At 72.4% G+C, this 17129-nt stretch carries 16 protein-coding genes; 5 read left to right on the top strand and 11 right to left on the bottom strand.

The window, feature by feature from the left end; all coding sequences use genetic code 11:
- Positions 1-6: 6 nt before the first annotated feature.
- Positions 7-369: a DoxX family protein gene (locus Sru02f_RS35270; protein WP_109035595.1), complete on the bottom strand. Its 363-nt coding sequence runs from the start codon at positions 367-369 to the stop codon at positions 7-9.
- Positions 366-944, bottom strand: a complete 579-nt coding sequence (locus tag Sru02f_RS35275) for a cupin domain-containing protein (protein WP_167469798.1) — start codon at positions 942-944, stop codon at positions 366-368. The genes Sru02f_RS35270 and Sru02f_RS35275 overlap by 4 nt, the downstream gene beginning before the upstream one ends.
- An 80-nt stretch (positions 945-1024) precedes the next feature.
- Between Sru02f_RS35275 and Sru02f_RS35280 the strand changes: the two genes are divergently transcribed.
- Positions 1025-1906 carry a LysR family transcriptional regulator gene (locus tag Sru02f_RS35280; RefSeq protein WP_244941936.1) on the top strand — a complete coding sequence of 294 codons (882 nt, stop codon included), beginning with the start codon at positions 1025-1027 and terminating at the stop codon, positions 1904-1906.
- On the opposite strand, the gene Sru02f_RS35285 is transcribed toward Sru02f_RS35280, so the two are convergent.
- The gene (locus tag Sru02f_RS35285; RefSeq protein WP_109035591.1) at positions 1903-3765 is read right to left on the bottom strand and encodes a serine/threonine-protein kinase; all 1863 of its coding nucleotides are present in this window, start codon (positions 3763-3765) and stop codon (positions 1903-1905) included. The genes Sru02f_RS35280 and Sru02f_RS35285 overlap by 4 nt on opposite strands.
- A 176-nt stretch (positions 3766-3941) precedes the next feature.
- Between Sru02f_RS35285 and Sru02f_RS35290 the strand changes: the two genes are divergently transcribed.
- Positions 3942-4541, top strand: coding sequence for a TetR/AcrR family transcriptional regulator (locus tag Sru02f_RS35290; protein WP_164279497.1), 600 nt, complete (start codon positions 3942-3944; stop codon positions 4539-4541).
- A 196-nt stretch (positions 4542-4737) separates the two neighbouring features.
- Positions 4738-5643 carry an alpha/beta fold hydrolase gene (locus Sru02f_RS35295; RefSeq protein WP_109035587.1) on the top strand — a complete coding sequence of 302 codons (906 nt, stop codon included), beginning with the start codon at positions 4738-4740 and terminating at the stop codon, positions 5641-5643.
- A 113-nt stretch (positions 5644-5756) separates the two neighbouring features.
- Here the strand turns inward: Sru02f_RS35295 and Sru02f_RS35300 are convergent, their stop codons facing one another.
- Positions 5757-6365: an O-methyltransferase gene (locus tag Sru02f_RS35300; RefSeq protein ID WP_167469797.1), complete on the bottom strand. Its 609-nt coding sequence runs from the start codon at positions 6363-6365 to the stop codon at positions 5757-5759.
- A gap of 42 nt (positions 6366-6407) precedes the next feature.
- Here Sru02f_RS35300 and Sru02f_RS35305 point away from each other — a divergent pair, with 42 nt between their 5' ends.
- Together Sru02f_RS35305 and Sru02f_RS35310 are read left to right on the top strand one after the other, a co-directional pair.
- Positions 6408-7124, top strand: coding sequence for a MerR family transcriptional regulator (locus Sru02f_RS35305; protein WP_109035585.1), 717 nt, complete (start codon positions 6408-6410; stop codon positions 7122-7124).
- A gap of 174 nt (positions 7125-7298) precedes the next feature.
- Entirely contained in the window at positions 7299-8720 is a 1422-nt protein-coding gene (locus Sru02f_RS35310; RefSeq protein ID WP_109035583.1) for a condensation domain-containing protein, read from the top strand.
- A 94-nt stretch (positions 8721-8814) separates the two neighbouring features.
- Here the strand turns inward: Sru02f_RS35310 and ccsB are convergent, their stop codons facing one another.
- From ccsB to hemL, 7 genes are all read right to left on the bottom strand, one after another.
- The gene (ccsB, locus tag Sru02f_RS35315) at positions 8815-9957 is read right to left on the bottom strand and encodes a c-type cytochrome biogenesis protein CcsB (RefSeq protein WP_109035581.1); all 1143 of its coding nucleotides are present in this window, start codon (positions 9955-9957) and stop codon (positions 8815-8817) included.
- Positions 9954-11708, bottom strand: a complete 1755-nt coding sequence (gene resB / locus Sru02f_RS35320; protein ID WP_109035579.1) for a cytochrome c biogenesis protein ResB — start codon at positions 11706-11708, stop codon at positions 9954-9956. The genes ccsB and resB overlap by 4 nt, the downstream gene beginning before the upstream one ends.
- Before the next feature lie 3 nt (positions 11709-11711).
- Positions 11712-12482 carry a cytochrome c biogenesis CcdA family protein gene (locus tag Sru02f_RS35325; RefSeq protein WP_109035577.1) on the bottom strand — a complete coding sequence of 257 codons (771 nt, stop codon included), beginning with the start codon at positions 12480-12482 and terminating at the stop codon, positions 11712-11714.
- Between the two features lies 1 nt (position 12483).
- A complete protein-coding gene (locus tag Sru02f_RS35330) occupies positions 12484-13188 on the bottom strand; it encodes a TlpA family protein disulfide reductase (protein ID WP_109035575.1) in 705 nt (234 codons plus the stop codon).
- A gap of 66 nt (positions 13189-13254) precedes the next feature.
- Positions 13255-14556, bottom strand: a complete 1302-nt coding sequence (locus Sru02f_RS35335; RefSeq protein ID WP_109035836.1) for a polysaccharide deacetylase family protein — start codon at positions 14554-14556, stop codon at positions 13255-13257.
- 176 nt (positions 14557-14732) lie between these two features.
- Entirely contained in the window at positions 14733-15431 is a 699-nt protein-coding gene (locus tag Sru02f_RS35340) for a histidine phosphatase family protein (RefSeq protein ID WP_109035573.1), read from the bottom strand.
- Positions 15428-16744, bottom strand: a complete 1317-nt coding sequence (gene hemL / locus Sru02f_RS35345; protein WP_109035571.1) for a glutamate-1-semialdehyde 2,1-aminomutase — start codon at positions 16742-16744, stop codon at positions 15428-15430. Before hemL ends, Sru02f_RS35340 begins: the two co-directional genes overlap by 4 nt.
- Positions 16745-17129: the final 385 nt, after the last annotated feature.

The following is a 17129-nucleotide window of genomic DNA, read 5'->3' on the forward strand; positions in this document are numbered from 1 at the left end:
GCCGGGTCACGGCCGGGCCGCGGCGAGCCAGACCGTGACGGCGGCGGTGACCAGGAGGGTGAGGTTGAGGGCGACCTGCCGGTCCCCGAGACGCAGGTGGACCCCGGTGGCGCCGATCTGGAGGACCACGAACCCGGCCGCCGCGGCCGGGGCCAGCCAGGGCGCGACGCCGGTCAGCGGCGGGAGGACCAGCCCGGCCGCACCGAGCACCTCGACCACGCCGATGGCGCGGACGGCGGGCATCGGCGTGCCGTCCACCCAGGCCATCATCGGCCGGAGCGCGTCCCGGCTGCGCACCGCCTTCACCGCGCCGCCGTAGAGGTAGAAGGCGGCGAGGAGACCGGCGACGATCCAGTACGCGACGTTCACGACCCGGTCCCCCGGGGCCGGGCGGAGCCGGTGGCGGGCTCGGTCGCGTAGCGGCTCATCGTCCCGAGGCTCTCCTCCGGAGTCGGGGTGCGGCCGCCGGCGTACAGCTCCTCCAGGTCGCGGAAGTACTGGACGTACAGGTCCGGGGTGAAGGTGCTGAGCATGCGGGCCGGTTCGCCGGTGGTGTTGGCGAAGGTGTGCGGCGCACCGGGCGGGACCATCACGAGCGTGCCCGCCGTCGCGTCGATGTCCTCGTCCCCCACCGTGAACCGCACCGTGCCGGAGATGACGTAGAAGCCCTCGTCGTGCCGGGCGTGACGGTGCTGGGGCGGCCCGGGGGTGTGCGGGGCGAGTACGGACTCGGCCATGCCGAGGCGGTGGCCGGTGTGGCTGCCGTCCTCCAGGACGCGCATGCGGGTGGTGCCGAGGAGGATCGTCTCGCCGTCTCCGGGGCCGACCACCGACACGGCGGGGTCCGCGCCCGCCTCGCCGTTCTCGCCGTTCGCTCTGTTCTCGCCGTTCGCTCTGTTCTCGCCGTTCTCGCCGTTCTCGCTGCTTCTCGGTTCGTCGCTCATGCCCCGATTCCACCGCCGGGGCACCGGGAGCGTCCAAGACCCTTTCCGCACCCTCGATACCGCGCGGGTATCGTCGCAGGATGGACCGGGTGAACCGGATGGACCGGCTCGAGTTGCGGACGCTGCGCTACTTCGTGGCGGTCGCGGAGGAACTCCACTTCGGCCGGGCGGCCGTCCGGCTGCACATGAGCCAGCCGCCGCTGAGCCGGGCGATCAGGGCACTGGAGACGGACCTCGGCGCCACGCTGTTCCACCGCACCTCCGCGGGCGTCACCCTCACCGGGGCCGGTGCGGTACTGCTCGACGAGGCGCGCGCCCTGCTCGACCGCGCCGAACGCGTACCCGCTCGCGTGGCGGCCGCGGCCGGTGCCGCGACCCTCACCGTCGGCATCCTCGGCGACAGCACCGACCCGGACGTGGTCCGGCTGGCGGACGCCTACCGTCGGCGCCACCCGCACGTCGAGGTCACCGTCCGCGAGACCGATCTGACCGACCCCACCTGCGGGCTGCACGCCGGCCTGGTCGACGTGGCCCTCACCCGCGGCCCCTTCGACCCGACCGGCCTGGCCACGCGGGCGTTGCGCGCCGACCCGGTGGGTGCCCTGCTGCGCACCGACGACCCGCTGGCCGGCCGGGCGAGCCTGACACCGGCCGAGCTGGCCGACCGCCGCTGGTTCCGCTTCCCCGAGGGCACGGACCCCCAGTGGCAGGTGTACTGGCACGGCGGGGAGCCGCGGCCCGGGCCGGTGGTGCGCACGGTACGGGAGTGCCAGCAGGTCGTGCTGTGGAACGGCACGGTCGGCATGACCCTCGCCGACCACGTGCCCGCCGACGGCCTCACCGTGGTCCCGCTGACCGGCCTGCCGCCGAGCCCCGTGGTGGTGGCCTGGCCCCGGACCGACCCGAACCCGCTGATCCGCTCGTTCGTCCGGCTCGCGGTCGCGGTGTACGACGTCTCCTAGCTCCGCGTCCAGCGTTGGGCCGCGGACTGGTCGCAGGCCTCGTTGCGCACGCCGGTCCCGCTCATCGCGCTGACGGTGACGCAGCCGCCGGTCGCGGCGTTCCTGAGGGTGCCGCCGGACCCCACCCGCCACTCCTGTCCGGTGGTACGGCCGCAGGGGAAGGAGAAGACCGGGTGCCCGATAGCCGCGGTGTAGATGCACCGGCCCGAGAGCCCGTTGATGATCCACACGGTGCCGTCCGGCCTGCTCCGGAAGGTCCAGGTGGCCGCGTCCCCTGTGCAGTCGCCGTCGTACGGGGCGTCGGAGTGGGCGGTGGTCATGCACCGACCGTTCTCGGCGTTCTTGAGCAGGAAGACACCTGATCCGGACGCGTCGCCGTCGCCGTCTCCGGAACCAGAGCCGGAGTCGGAGTCGGAACCAGAGTCAGAGCCGGAACCGGATCCGGAACCGGAACCATCGCCACTGCCCGCACCGACGCCAGTGCCAGCGCCCCTGTCACCGGAGGAACCAGAACCGGAACCAGAACCCGACCCGGCCCCACCGGCATCCGCATCCCCTTGCGAACCGCCCGCGGCACCGCCCCCGCCGTCCGCCTCGCCCCGTCGGTCGCCCTGCTCCCCGGGCGATCGGGAGGGTACCGCGGACTGGTCCGGCGTCGCCGTCCGCGACGCCTTCCCGGGCCCGGCCGGGGACGCCGCGGACGGGCTCGACACCGGCGCGGACGACGACGGCGACGCGTCCGCACGGTCACCGGGGGCGAAGGTGTACGGCAGGAGTTGCACGGCGAGGGTCGCCCCGGCGGCCACCACGACCGGCACGACGGCGAAGAGAACCCGGTGCCCGCGCCGCCGGTCGGACCGACCCGGATCCCGCCGCCCGACGACGGCGGACCCGGGATCGGGATCGGGTTCGGGTTCGGGTTCGGGGAGGTCCGCCTGCTCCGGCGGCTTCGTGACGAAGGCCGCCCGTTCGGTCAGCCGCTCGGTGAGCGCCTCCGGCCACAGCGGCGGCTCGTACGGTCCGTGCCGTTCGGCGGTCTCGAGCAGTTCGGCGGCGGTGGGCCGCCCCTCGTGGTCCTTGTCCAGGCAGGACGCGACCAGGTCGGCCAACTCCGCGTCCAGCTCCCGCAGCGGCCCGAGGTCGGGCTCCTCGTGCACGATGCGGTACAGCACCGCGTGCCCCGACTCGTCACCGAAGGGCGGCCGCCCCGAGGCCGCGTACGCCAGCACCGAACCCAGCGCGAAGACGTCCACGGCTCCACTGGACGCCCGTCTCCCGGAGGCCTGCTCCGGCGACATGTAGGCGGGCGTGCCCACCACCATGCCGGTCCTCGTCAGCCGGCTCTGCTCCGCGGCCCGGGCGACCCCGAAGTCGATGAGGGTCAGACCGTCCAGCGTCAGCATCACGTTGGACGGCTTCAGATCACGGTGCACCATGTCCAGCGCGTGCACCGCCGCCAGCCCCTTGGCGGCCTCCCGCAGCAGCAGCCACAGCGCACCGGCGGGCAGCGGGCCGCCGTGGACCTCCAGCGCCTCGGTCAGGGTCAGGCCGGGCACGTAGGCGGTGGCGAACCAGGGCGGCCGGGCCTCCCGGTCCCCCGCGAGCAGCGGGGCGGTCGCCTCCCCGGGTAAGCGGGCGAGGTTGTCCAGCTCGTGCCCGAAGCGGCGCAGGAAGTCCTCGTCCTCGGCGACGACCGAGGGCAGGAGCTGCTTGACGGCCGCGTACCGGCCCTCGTGGACGCCGAGGTACACGCGGCCCATGCCGCCGGAGCCGAGGCGTCCGATCAGCGGGATGGGCCCGATCCACCGCGGGTCCCCGTCCCTCAGCGGCTCCGCACCGCTGCCGTCCAGCTCCAACACGTCGACCCTGTCCCCCCGTTGCCCCGACGACCGGGGACCCGCGGCCCACCCGCTCCCCTCCGAGATCCGGGCGGACACGCGCGTCCCGCAGGGGACAGTCTGAGTCAGGCGGACCTAGGATTGGAAGAAGCTTCTAGAAAATAATTCTAGAAAAGGGAATGAGAGCGTGCCTGCCCATGAGCCCCAAACAACACCGCGGTGAGGTCACCTCCGACCTCCTCCTGGACGCTGCCCTGCGTGTGTACGCGGAAGCGGGGGAACAGGGGCTGACGGTCAGTGCCGTGACCAGGGCGAGCGGCGTCAGCCTGGGCAGCCTCTACCACCACTTCGGCAGCATCGACGGGCTCGTCAACGCGTTGCTGACGCGCTGGCTCGGCCGGCTGCTGGGCGAACTGGCCGACGCGGTGGGGAACTCCCACGACGCGCGCACCGGCGTCCGGGCACTGGTGTGCACCTACCTCGGCTTCGTTCAGAAGCATCCAGACGTGAGCCGACTCCTGCACTCCTCGCGAGCCGACCAGGTGGGCATGGAGCAGGCCAGGGAACTCCGCGACGTCCAGGAGGCCCGGATGCCTCCGCTCACCTCCTGGGTGCTGCGGCACGTCGAGCGCGGCGAGATCGCCCCGCTCTCCCCCGCCCTGCTGGAGTCCCTCCTGCTGGGCCCCGTCGTCGGCGTCAGCCGCCGCTGGCTGACCGTCGGGGACGTCGACCTGGACGAGGCCGCGCGCATCCTGCCGGAGCGGATCTGGCGGTCCATCGGCGCGGACGGGGCGTAGGGGTCGCGCGGGGCGGTGCCCGGGGCCGTGAGGGCTGTCCCCCGAGGGAGCTACGGGCAGGTGTCCACCGCGGGGTGACGATCCGGGGCCGGTGGATCCATAGAGTCTTCCTCAGTCGCCGAGCACCACGGGCCGACTGAGGAGACTCCCCCCAACACCGCGTCCCTACCCCACCCTTGCCCGCTGGAGGCCCCCCATGTTCCGCACCTTCGCCAAGGCGATTGCCGCGATCGCCGTCGTCTGCGCCGTGGCCGGCGCGGGACTCGTCCTGAACGAGGAGTACGGCAAGGACGACTCCGACGCGAAGGACACCAGCGCTTCGGCGGGAGCCTCCTTCACCGGCACGAAGAAGATCGACGTCGACGGCCACACGGTCAACGTCTCCTGCTCCGGCCACTCGGACGCGGACCGCCCGCTGGTGATGCTGATGGCGGGCGGCGGGGAGGGCCTGGACAACATGGCCGCCCTGCAGAAGTCCCTGGGCAGGACGGACCGGGTCTGCTCCTACGACCGCCTCGGCGAGGGCAAGAGCGACAAGCCCGCTCCCGGCACCCTCCAGACCGTCAACGACACCAGCGTCCTGCTCACCAAGCTCCTCGACCACCTCGCGGGCGACCGCCCCGTCGTCCTGGCCGGCCACTCCCTGGGCGGCTACATCGCCGCCCGCTACACCCCCGACCACCCCGACCGCGTCAAGGGCCTGGTCCTCCTGGACGCCACCGTCCCCCACCTCACCCGCGACATGAAGCGCACCATCCCCGCCGACGCCACCGGCGGTGCGACCCAGGTCCGGGACGGCGCGATCGCGGCCAACGAGGGCCAGAACCCGGAGCAGTTCGTCATCGCCGACGGTCCGGTCCACTCCGCCGGGGACATTCCCGTCGAGATCCTCAGGCACGAGTCCGAGTACGCCAAGGTCCCGCAGTACGGCCCCGCCCTGGAGAAGATGTGGGCCAAGGGCCAGCAGGAGTGGCAGCAGCTCTCCACCGGCGCCGAGCTGACCACCGCGAAGGGCAGCGGCCACTACATCCACACCGACCGCCCGGACCTCGCCCTCGAGGCGGTCCAGAGCGTCACCTCCCGCGTCGCCGACGCCCGGTAGCAGCCGCTGCCCCCACAGACGGCCCTGGGCCGTGGCTTCCCCCGCCACGGCCCAGGGTCTCGACGCGTTCCGCACCACGCGCCACGGCGAGTACGGCGCCGCGCCGACCGCGGTCACGGGCGCCGCGGCCAGTGGGTCCCGACGATCACGCCGAGGTCCGGCGCCAGGCGGAGTTCGGTCGCGTGCAGCGCCGGGTGCTCCAGCCAGTGGAGCCGGGGGTGGTCGGGGGCGCCGTCGAAGCGGGGCGGCCAGGTGGCGGCCGGGGTGAAGTCGTCGACCACCAGCGTGCCGCCGGGGGTCAGGAGGCGGGCCGGGTCGGCGACGCCGTCGCCCTTCGCCTGGCCGCCGCCGTCCAGCACCAGCAGGTCGTACGGGCCGTGCTCGCCGACGCGCCGCCAGTCTCCGTGGAGGATCTCGACCCCCGGGTGGTCGTGGAAGACCTGCCTGGCCACCCGGGCCCGCTCCGCGTCGCGTTCGACGCTGACCAGCCGGGTCCCCGGCGGAGCACCGGACGCCAGCCAGGCCAGCCCCACGCCGCAGCCCGTGCCCGTCTCGGCGATGCCCCGCGGTGCTCCCCCGGCCAGCAGGCGGAGCAGGCGGCCCTGTTCGGGGCGGCACGAGTAGCGGAAGCCGTGCGCACGTGCCGCCGCCACGGCCCGGGCGACCAGCGCCGGGAGTGTGCCGTCGGCGTTCCGGTGGGCGTCCGTCCCGTGCAGCGACATGCCCGGCATTATGGCCGCCCGGCCCCGCATAGGCTGCGCCCGGTGAGCAACCGCGAGCGTCGTCTGCGTACCGTCGATCTGGCCCGCGCCGTCGGGCTGTCGACGCAGCAGGTCCGCAACTACGAGGACGCCGGTGTCCTGCCCCCGGCCGGACGCACCGACGCCGGGTACCGGGTGTTCGACGAGCGGCACCGGGACGCGCTGCTGACGTACCGGGCGTTGCGGCCGGGGTACGGGGCGGTGACCGCGACGCGGGTCATGCGGGCGGTGCACACCGGGGACGTGGCCGGTGCCCTCGCGCTGGTGGACGCCGCGCACGCCGCGCTGCACGAGGAGCGGGTCGCCCTGCGGGCCGCCGGTGAGGCGCTGGACGCGCTGGCCGGTCGGGACGCCGCGCCACCACCCCGTCCCGGCGACGGACCGCACGGGCTGCGCATCGGCGAGGTGGCCGCGCTGGTCGGCGTACGGACCTCCGCGCTGCGGGTGTGGGAGGCGGCGGGACTGCTCGTGCCCGGCCGGGAACACGGCACCGGGTACCGGGTGTACGGGCCCGCCGACGTGCGGGACGCGCGGGTGGTGCGCACCCTGCGCCGCAGCCACCACCTCTTCGAGCAGATCCGGCCCGTGCTGGAGGACCTGCGGCGCGCGGGGAGCAGCGCGGCGCTGCGGACGGCGGTCGAGGCGCGCGGGCGGGCCCTCACCGTGCGGGCCCGGTCGATGCTGGCGGGGGCGGGCGCCCTGCACGCGTATCTGGAGTGACGGGCGAGGCGTGAAGGGTGCACGGGGGAAGGGTGAAGGGCAGCCGGGCGGTGGAGCGTATCGGCGTTCGAGAGGCCATCCGTTCCGTTGAACAGTGCCGACACGGCAGGTGCGCGGCCGCACGGACGGCATTCCCTTGGTCGGGTCTGTACATCTGCGAACGGAGACCTCCTCGTGCGAATGACCGACATCCAGCGCTGCGAGATCCGTCCCGGGCGCCTCGTCGAGTGGACGCTCAGTCCCCAGACGCTCGACATCGCGGCGGCGCTGCCCGAGGACGCGCGCCCGCCCGCGTACATCCAGGAGTCGCACATCCGGACGGCACGGTCGGTGCGCGAGGACGGCCTGTTCGTGCCGACCTGGCTCGGTGCCGCCTTCGACATCCCGGGGCCGGTCGATCTCGACGTGCTCCAGGAGGCGTTGCGGGCCTGGACGCTGCGGCACGAGACGCTGCGCAGCGGTTTCCGGTGGAGCGGCGAGAGCGGCGACACGATGCGGCGGTTCACGCTCGACGCGGACGCCGTGGCCCTGCACCGCGAGGACGTCGGCGACTTCCCGGACGCGGCCGGACTGGCCCGGCACCTCCAGGACCGCTTCGACCGGGTCGCGGACGCGCTGCGCTGGCCCAACCTCATCTACACGGCGGTCGTCCGCGACGACGGCGTCAGCGTCTACATGGCCTTCGACCACAGCAACGTCGACGCCTACTCCATCTACCGCATCCCCGCCGAGGTCGGTGAGTTGTACGCGGCGGGGGTCGCGGGGCGGACCGTGCCGCAGCCCCGGGTCGGCTCCTACGTCGACTTCTGCGAGGCGGAGCGGGCGGACGCGGACCGGATCGACGGCGGCCACGACATCGTCGCCCGCTGGCGGGAGTTCATCCGCCGCTGCGACGGGCGGCTGCCGTCCTTCCCCGTCGACCTCGGCGTCAGGCCCGGCGATCCGCTGCCCGAACAGCGGCTGCTGCGCGAGCCGTTGGTGGACGCGGCCGACGCCGCCGCGTTCGAGGCGTACTGCCGCCCCTACGGCGGCAGCCTGGTCGGTGTGCTGGCCGCGACCGCGCTGATCGTCCACGAGATCGGCGGCGAGCCCGTCTACCGCACGGTCGTGCCCTTCCACACCCGGTCGCGGTCGCAGTGGACGGAGTCCGTCGGCTGGTACGTCGGCGGCGCGCCGATCGAGGTGCCGGTGGACCGGGCCCACAACTTCCCCAGCGCCCTGAGCACCGTCCGCGCCGAACTCCAGGCCAACCGGCGGCTGTCCCGCATGCCGATCGACCGCGTGCTGCGCCTGCTCGGCACGGACTTCCGGCCGACCTCGCCCGACCTGTACTCGATCGTGTCGTACGTCGACGCCCGCGGCGTCCCCGGCGCCGACAGCTGGCCGGACCGGACGGCGTACGCGCTGCTGCGGGTCTCCTACGGCGACCAGGTGTGCGCCTGGGTCACCCGGCTCCCCGAGGGCCTGTGGTTCGCGAGCCGCTACCCGGACACGGACGTCGCCCACAAGAACCTGCGGCTGTACGTGGAGCGGCTGCGGGACGTCGTCACCGGCGTCGCCCGCGGGGACTCCGGCCCGCCGCCCACCGCCCGGTGAGGGAGCCGCCGCGAGCCGCGTCGGGGCGGACGGCACGCGAAAGGCCGGTCCCGGTGACCTGGGTCACGGGAACCGGCCTTTGGCCGTGCCTTGATCAGAAGCCGACGGACTGGAGGGCGCCCAGGCCCACGTCGGCGTAGGAGTGCTTGCCGGAGACGAAGATGTTGACGCCGTAGTAGTTGAACAGCCAGCAGCCGAAGGCGATCAGGGCCAGGTAGGCGGCCTTGCGGCCCTTCCAGCCGGCCGTGGCACGGGCGTGCAGGTAGCCGGCGTAGGCGACCCAGGTGATGAAGGACCAGGTCTCCTTGGGGTCCCAGCCCCAGTAGCGGCCCCAGGCGTCGCCCGCCCAGATCGCGCCCGCGATGATCGTGAAGGTCCACAGCGGGAAGACGGCGGCGTTGACGCGGTAGGCGAACTTGTCGAGGGAGGCCGCGGCGGGCAGCCGGTCCAGGACGGAGCTGGCGAAGCGGCCGGGCGTGCCGCCGGAGGCGAGCTTGTTCTCGAAGCTGTCCTTGAAGAGGTACAGGATCGTGGAGACCGCGCCGACGTAGAAGACCGCGCCGCAGAAGATCGCCGTGGAGACGTGGATGTACAGCCAGTACGAGTGCAGGGCCGGGACGAGCTGGTCGCTGGCGGTGTAGAGGACCGTGACGGCGAGTCCGAGGTCGAGCAGGACCGTGGTGGTCAGCGGCAGGCCGAGCCAGCGGACGTTCTTCTTCAGGGCGAGCAGCGCGAGGTACACGCCGACGGCGACCGTGGTGAACGTGATGTTGAACTCGTACATGTTGCCCCACGGCGCCCGCTCCACCGACAGGGCGCGGGTGAGGACGCCGCCCGCCTCGACGGCGAAGGCGAGGACCGTGAGCGAGATGGCGACCCGCCCGTACAGGTCGCCCTTCTCGGTGCCGCCGTGCGCGCCGGGGCCGTCGGGCACGTCACGGGTGCCGGACGCGGTCCGTACGACGACCTCGGGGCGCTCCAGTACCGCGGTGCCGCCGGCCTTCTTCACGGTGACGGCCGGACCGGACCTCGCGCCGGCCCTGGACCCGGCCGTGTCGGTGGTGAGCGCGGCGGCGGTGCGGCCGACCTTGCTGCGGCTGCCGAAGAGCCACTCGGCGATGTACGCGAAGAAGGCCAGCGTGTAGACGGCCATCGAGGAGTAGATCAGCGTGTTGCTGACGTTCGCGAGATTCTCGTTGGTCGCGGCGGCCAACTCGGTTGCGGCGGCGAGAGTCACTTCTCAGCCCCTTCGGCAGGTACGACGTGGGTGTCGGGGGAATCGGGGGTGTCGTCGTTCTCGGGTCCGTCGGGCGCTTCGGGGGCGTCGGACGCTTCGGGTGCTGCCCGGTCGTACAGGGCGCCGGCGAGGTCGCCCAGTTCCTCCGGGACCTTCGCGGACTCGCTGCGGCCGAGGCCGGCCATCTCCACGACCGTGACGCCGTCGGCGCCGCGGACGGCCCGCACCCAGACCCGGCGGCGCTGGATGAACAGCGAGCCGGCCAGGCCGAGGATGGCGACGACGGCACCGCCGAGGGCCCAGCCGCTGCCGGGCTGCTGCGTGACCTGGAAGCCGGCCCACTCCTGGACGCCGTTAAAGGTGACCGAGCCGGCGCCGTTCGGGAGGGTCATGGTGTCGCCGACCTTGAGCTGCTGCTTGAACAGCTTGCCGTCGGAGCCCTTGAACTCCTCCAGGTTGGTCTTGTCGAGCTGGTAGATGCTCTGCGGGATGCCCGCGTCGACGCCGAGGTCGCCGTGGTAGGCGGAGAGCGCGAGCATCGGGTTGATCAGCGCCGGGAAGCTGGAGAGCATCGTGCTGCCCTTGCCGCCGTACGTCGGCAGGAAGAACGCGTTGAAGCCGAGCTGCTCCTTCTCGCCCTTGGCGTTGCGGTAGCCGTCCATGACCTTGACGGCGCCGGAGGAGGTGACGTTGGCGTCCAGCGGCAGCAGGGCCACCGCCTGCTTGTCCATCACGACGTCGCCCTTGGCGTCCTTGACGGTGAGGATGGGGGCGTAGCCGTGGCTGACCAGGTAGACCTTGGAGCCGTCGATCTCCAGCGGCTTGTTGACCTCGATGGTCTTCGTCTTCTCGGCGCCGTGGGCACCCTCGCTGTAGGTGACCTTGGCCTCGTAGACGCGCGGGGTGCCGCGGTTGGGGCCGGTCGCCTCGTAGGTGCCGTGGAAGTCCTTCAGGGTGAAGCCGAAGGGGGCCAGGTCGTGGGCCGCGTCGAAGAGGTTCCCGGACTTGAAGTCGTCGTACTGGGTGAGGGTGTTGGAGAAGCCGTCGCCCTCCAGGACCAGCTTGTTGCCCTCGTACTTGAACAGCTGGCCCCAGGCGAAGGCGATCAGCATCACGATCAGCGCGATGTGGAAGGCGAGGTTGCCGACCTCCCGCAGGTAGCCCTTCTCGGCCGTGACGGCGTCACCGGCGGCGTCCGCGTCGGCGCGGAAGCGGCGCTTGCGCAGCAGCTTCAGGGCGGCCTCGCGGACCTCCTCGGGCTCGGCCCCGGTGCGCCAGGTGGTGTAGGCGGGCAGCCGGTCCAGGCGCCGGGGCGCGCGGGGCGGACGCCCGCGGAGCTGGCCGACGAACTGCCAGGTGCGCGGGACGATGCAGCCGATGAGGGAGACGAACAGCAGGATGTAGATCGCGGAGAACCACACCGAGCTGTAGACGTGGAAGAGGCCGAGCTTGTCGTAGACCGGCGCCAGGAGGTCGTGGTTGTCGCGGAACTCCTGGACCTTCATGGCGTCGACGCCGTCCTGCGGGATCAGCGATCCGGGGATCGCGCCCAGGGACAGCAGCAGGAGCAGGAGCAGCGCGACGCGCATGGAGGTGAGCTGGCGCCAGAACCAGCGGGCCCAGCCGATCACGCCGAGGGAGGGGAGGTTCGGGGCCTCCTCCTTGGGTGCGGTGGACAGCTGGGAGCCGGCGGCGCCGAGGTCCTGCTCCTCGTCGGTCGTCGGGGTCTTGCCCGTGGTGGTGTTGCTCATCGGTCAGATCCCTACAGTGAAGCCGTTGGACCAGGTCTGCATGTCCTGGACGATGCTGTCCCACGCGCCGGTCAGCAGCAGCACGCCGGTCACGATCATCATGGCGCCGCCGATCCGCATCACCCAGACATAGTGGCGCTTGATCCAGCCGAAGGCGCCGAGCGCCTTGCGGAAGGCGACCGCGGCGAGCACGAAGGGCACGCCGAGGCCGACGCAGTAGGCGACGGTCAGTATGGCGCCGCGCCCGGCGGTGCCCTGGTCGGCGGAGAGCGCGAGGACGGACGCGAGGGTCGGACCGATGCAGGGCGTCCAGCCGATGCCGAACAGCGCGCCCAGCAGCGGCGCGCCGACCAGGCCGGTCACGGGGCGCTTGTGGAAGCGGAACTCGCGCTGGGTGAACCAGGGCATGAGGCCGACGAAGAAGACGCCCATGAGGATCATGAGCACGCCGAGCACCTTGGTCAGCGTGCCGCGCTCCTCCTGGAGCGTGGAGCCGAAGTAGCCGAAGAGCGCCCCGCTGGAGACGAAGACGGCGGTGAAGCCGAGGACGAAGAGGGAGGCTCCGGCGACCATCCGGCCGCGCCGGGCCTCGCCGAGGTCCGTGCCGGTGACGCCGGTCACGTAGGAGAGGTAGCCGGGGACGAGCGGCAGGACGCAGGGCGAGAAGAAGGAGACCAGGCCGCCGAGCAGCGCGATGGGGAGGGCCACGAGCAGGGCGCCGTTTAGCACCGTGCCGTTGTAGCCCTCGGCCGCGAGGGTGATCGCTGCGGACACGTCACTTCTCCGGCTTGCCGTCGTCGGCGAGGTACGGGGCGAGCATCTTGCGCAGCTTCTCCTCGCTGAGCGCCTGGAGGGTGCGCGCGGCGACCTTGCCCTCCCGGTCGATGACGAGCGTGGAGGGGACGGCCTGCGGGTTGAGGGTGCCCTTCTCGAAGCGGAGCATCAGTCTGCCCGCCGGGTCGTACAGGCTCGGGTAGGTGACCCCGTAGTCCTTCTCGAAGGCGCGGGCCGGTCCGGTGGAGGTGTCGCGGGTGTTGATGCCGACGAACTGGACGCCCTGGTCCTTGACGTCCTGGTAGACCTTCTCGAAGTTCTTGGCCTCGGCGCGGCAGGGCGGGCACCACGAGCCCCAGACGTTGAGGACGACGACCTTGCCCTTGTAGTCGGCGACGTCGACCTGTCCCCCGTCGACGGTCTCGCCGGACAGCTCGGGGGCGTCGGCGCGCTCGCCCTTCTTCGCGGTGGCGATGCCGTCGGAGCCGGTGATGAAGCCGGTCTGGCCGCCGCCGCCCGAGGTGCCGCCGGAGCTGCACGCGGACACGAGGAGCGCCGCGGCGGCCGCGCCGACGGCGGCCCGGGCGGCCCGGCTACGGACACGGGCGCGGGCGTCGGCGGTGCGCTCGGTGGAGCGCTCGACGGTGCGCTCGGCGGTGCGGTTCGAGCGGTTCGAGCGCAGGGGGGCGCGGCTGGCGGCACTCATGTGAAAAGTTTCGCATGTCCGTTCCGAGGATCTTGCGCACCCCCCTCACGGCCGGAAACCCGCATTTCAGGCGGCGTTCCCGCTGGGTGTCGAGCCCGGGGAGGAGGTGTCCTTGAGGAAGGCGTTCCAGCCCCCCGCCGGCTGCTGCCCCACCTCGACGGTCCGCAGCCTGGCGAGCACCTCGGGCTTCTGCACGTCCAGCCAGTCGGTGAACTGGCGGAAGGAGACCAGCCGGATGTCCTCGCCCTTCTCCTTCTCCCGCGCGATGTGCTTGAGGGCGTTCTCCACGGCGTCCATGTAGATGCCGCCGTTCCACTCCTCGAAGTGGTTGCCGACGAAGAAGGGTGCCCGGTTCGTCTCGTACGCCCGCTTGAAGCCGGATATGTACGCCTTCGTGGCCTGCTCGCGCCAGCCCGGGTAGTTGTGCGCGGGGGCCTTGGTCGAGTTGACCGACTGGTTGGCGAGGATGTTGTAGTCCATCGAGAGGACCTCGAAGGAGTGGCCGGGGAACGGTATCTGCTGGAGCGGCAGGTCCCAGATCCCGTCCTTCTTCACCGGCCACACCTGGCGGCCGCCGGGCGAGGAGGCGTCGTAGCGCCAGCCCAGCTCGCGGGCGGTGGGCAGCAGCTTGTCCTGGCCGAGCAGACAGGGCGTACGGCCGCCGACGAGTTCCTTGTCGTAGTCGAAGGGCAGGGACGGCAGGTCGGTCCAGCCGCTGTTGGTCTTCCACTCCTTGACGAAGGACTTCGCCTGGTCGATCTCGCTGCGCCACTGCGCGGACGTCCAGTTGCCGACGCTGCCGCCGCCCCCGCAGAAGTGGCCGTTGAAGTGGGTGCCGATCTCGTGCCCGTCGAGCCAGGCCCGGCGGACGTTGGTGAGCGTCGCCTTGATGTGCTCGTCGGTGAGGTAGCCGATGTCGGAGGCGCCGCGCGGGTTGTTCGGCGGGTCGTAGAGGCGCTTCTTCGACTCGGGCAGCAGGTACAGGCCCGAGAGGAAGAACGTCATGTGCGCGCCGTGCTCCTGGGCCAGGTCCAGGAAGCGCGGGAAGAGCCCGTTGCCGACCTCGCCCGCGCCGTCCCAGGAGAAGACGACGAACTGCGGCGGCGTCTGGCCCGGTTCCAGCGGCACGGGGGCGTCCGGCTGGTGCGGCTGCTTGCCGGTGTACGACGTGGAGCCGTCGCCGATGGGCTTCGCCGGGGCCTTGCTGCTGCCGGAGGGCGACGGTTTGCCGGCGCCCGGGGCCTGGTGCGAGCCGTCCGACGAGGGGTGGGAACCGGTGCCGCAGCCCGCGAGCCCGACCGCCGCCGCGGCTCCCGCGCCGAGTCCGAGCATTCCCCTGCGGGTGAGAGTGCGGTTGGAAGTGCGCATCGCAACCTCGTTCGTCGCGTCCTTGGTGGTCACTGGGTGAGAGGACGCGACGAACGAGCGGGTTCCGGAAATTTGTGCGGGTTGGGTAACAGTGGACAGGGGCCACACAGGAAGGGGCCTGGGCCCGGAGGCCCGGAGGCCCGGAGGCCCGGAGCCCCGGAGCCCCGGAGCGAGCGTCAGGCCCCGTACGCCTTGCCCTGCCCCTTCACCGGCTTGGCCCCGGCGAGGAGGTGGGCCGGGACGAGGTCGCGGGCGGGCTCGGTGTAGCCGACGGAGACGATCCGGTCGCCCCGGTAGGTGAACGTGGTCAGGGACGCCAGCGTGCACTGCCGCTTGCGCGGGTCGTGCCACAGCCGCCGCCGCTCGACGTACGACCGCAGGATCCAGATCGGCAGCTGGTGGCTGACGACCACGGCCTCGTGGCCGCGCGCCCGGTCCCGCGCGGCGTCGATCGCGCCCTTCATCCGCACGACCTGGTCGACGTACGGCTCGCCCCAGGACGGCTTGAACGGGTTGACCACGTGCTTCCAGTTGGCGGGCCGGCGCAGCGCGCCGTCACCGATGCCGAAGGTCTTGCCCTGGAAGACGTTCTCCGCCTCGATGAGGCGGGCGTCGGTGTCGAGGTCGAGCCCGTGCGTCTTGGCGATCGGGGTCGCCGTCTCCTGCGCCCGCTCCAGCGGGGAGGCCACGACGTACGTCACGTCGCGGGGCGCGAGGTGCTCGGCGACCCGCTCGGCCATCCGCCGGCCCAGCTCGGAGAGGTGGTAGCCGGGCAGCCGCCCGTACAGGACACCGGTGGGGTTCTCGACCTCGCCGTGCCGCATGACGTGGACGACGGTCAGCTCTTCGTCGTTCTCGTGGTTCTCGTTGCTCATGCCGTGGCCTCCGCGGCGGCTCGGGCCGCCGCCGGGAGGGCGTCGGCGATGCGCTGGACGGCCCGCTCGTCGTGGGCGGTGGACACGAACCAGGACTCGAAGGAGGACGGCGGCAGGTAGACGCCGTTCGCGAGGAGGGAGTGGAAGAAGGCGGTGAACCGGAAGGACTCCTGCGCCTTCGCGTCCTCGTAGTCGACGACCGGCCGGTCGGTGAAGAACACGGAGAACATGTTGGAGGCGTTCTGGAGCGTGTGCGCGACGCCCTCCTTGGTGAGCGCCTCGGTCACGAGTGACTGGATCTGCGCGGACACGGCGTCGACGGTGGCGTACGCCGCGTCGTCGAGGAGCCGCAGCTGGGCGAGCCCGGCGGCGGTGGCGACCGGGTTCCCGGAGAGGGTGCCGGCCTGGTAGACGGGCCCGGCCGGGGCGAGGTGCGCCATGACGTCCGCCCGCCCCCCGAAGGCGGCGGCGGGGAACCCGCCCCCCATCACCTTCCCGAAGGTCATCAGGTCGGGCACGACCCCCTCCACGCCGAACCACCCGGCGCGGCTGGTCCGGAACCCGGTCATGACCTCGTCGGACACGAACAGCGCGCCGTTGGCCGCGCAGGCGTCCTTGAGTCCCTGGTTGAACCCGGGCAGCGGCGGCACGACGCCCATGTTGCCGGGCGACGCCTCCGTGATCACGCAGGCGATCTCGCCGGGGTGGGCGGCGAAGGCGGCGTGCACGGCGTCGAGGTCGTTGTACGGCAGCACGATCGTGTCGCTCGCCTGGGCGCCGGTGACGCCGGGGGTGTCGGGCAGCGCGAAGGTGGCGACGCCGGAGCCCGCGGCGGCGAGCAGCGAGTCGACGTGGCCGTGGTAGCACCCGGCGAACTTGATCACCTTGGTGCGCCGCGTGAACCCGCGGGCGAGCCGGATGGCGGACATGGTGGCCTCGGTCCCGCTGGACACGAGCCGCACCTCCTCCAGCGGCGCGACGCGCTCGACCATCGCCTCGGCCAGCGCGACCTCGCCCTCGGCGGGCGTGCCGAACGACGTGCCGCGCGCGACCGCCTCCTGCACGGCGGCGATCACCTCGGGGTGCGCGTGCCCGAGGATCATCGGCCCCCAGGAGCAGACGAGGTCGACGTACTCACGCCCGTCGGCGTCGGTCAGGTACGGCCCGGTGCCGGACACCATGAACCGGGGCGTGCCGCCGACGGCGCGGAAGGCGCGCACCGGGGAGTTCACACCGCCGGGCGTGACGGCCGCGGCGCGGTCGAACAGAGCCTGCGAGGCCGGTGCTTCGTATGGATATGCCAGTTCGCTCATGACCTGCGACTTCTCCGACCTTCTCGACCTTCTCCGACGTATCGGACCCTGCGCGGCCTCTGGTTGCCCAGGGTGACTTCGTCAAGGGTAGACAACCGCCCCCAACGCCGTGCCGTCTGCCAGACTGGAACTCATCCACGCAGCTCACCGGGGCGACGCGGACGGGGCTGCCGACCGTCCGGCGGGCATATGTCCCACCGCACGTTTCGGCGAGCGGCCGTGGGGGAGGTCACTGACACGATGATCGGGTTGCGCGGCGGGGGCCACGCGTCCTAGAAAAGCAGTCGGGTGGAGATATGCATCGCGGTGGCGGACTGGGCGAGGGGACCGATGACCTGGGTCCTCGACGTGCCCGGCGGGGAAGGCACCGACGCGAGGCGGAGGA

It is taken from the genome of Streptomyces rubrogriseus (genome assembly GCF_027947575.1).
GTDB lineage: Bacteria > Actinomycetota > Actinomycetes > Streptomycetales > Streptomycetaceae > Streptomyces > Streptomyces rubrogriseus.

Coding starts and splice junctions, on each gene's coding strand:
- Sru02f_RS35275 (WP_167469798.1), bottom strand. CDS start 944: ATGAGCGACGAACCGAGAAGCAGCGAGAACGGCGAGAACGGCGAGAAC.
- Sru02f_RS35280 (WP_244941936.1), top strand. CDS start 1,025: ATGGACCGGGTGAACCGGATGGACCGGCTCGAGTTGCGGACGCTGCGC.
- Sru02f_RS35290 (WP_164279497.1), top strand. CDS start 3,942: ATGAGCCCCAAACAACACCGCGGTGAGGTCACCTCCGACCTCCTCCTG.
- Sru02f_RS35295 (WP_109035587.1), top strand. CDS start 4,738: ATGTTCCGCACCTTCGCCAAGGCGATTGCCGCGATCGCCGTCGTCTGC.
- Sru02f_RS35300 (WP_167469797.1), bottom strand. CDS start 6,365: ATGTCGCTGCACGGGACGGACGCCCACCGGAACGCCGACGGCACACTC.
- resB (WP_109035579.1), bottom strand. CDS start 11,708: ATGAGCAACACCACCACGGGCAAGACCCCGACGACCGACGAGGAGCAG.
- Sru02f_RS35330 (WP_109035575.1), bottom strand. CDS start 13,188: ATGAGTGCCGCCAGCCGCGCCCCCCTGCGCTCGAACCGCTCGAACCGC.
- Sru02f_RS35335 (WP_109035836.1), bottom strand. CDS start 14,556: ATGCGCACTTCCAACCGCACTCTCACCCGCAGGGGAATGCTCGGACTC.
- Sru02f_RS35340 (WP_109035573.1), bottom strand. CDS start 15,431: ATGAGCAACGAGAACCACGAGAACGACGAAGAGCTGACCGTCGTCCAC.
- hemL (WP_109035571.1), bottom strand. CDS start 16,744: ATGAGCGAACTGGCATATCCATACGAAGCACCGGCCTCGCAGGCTCTG.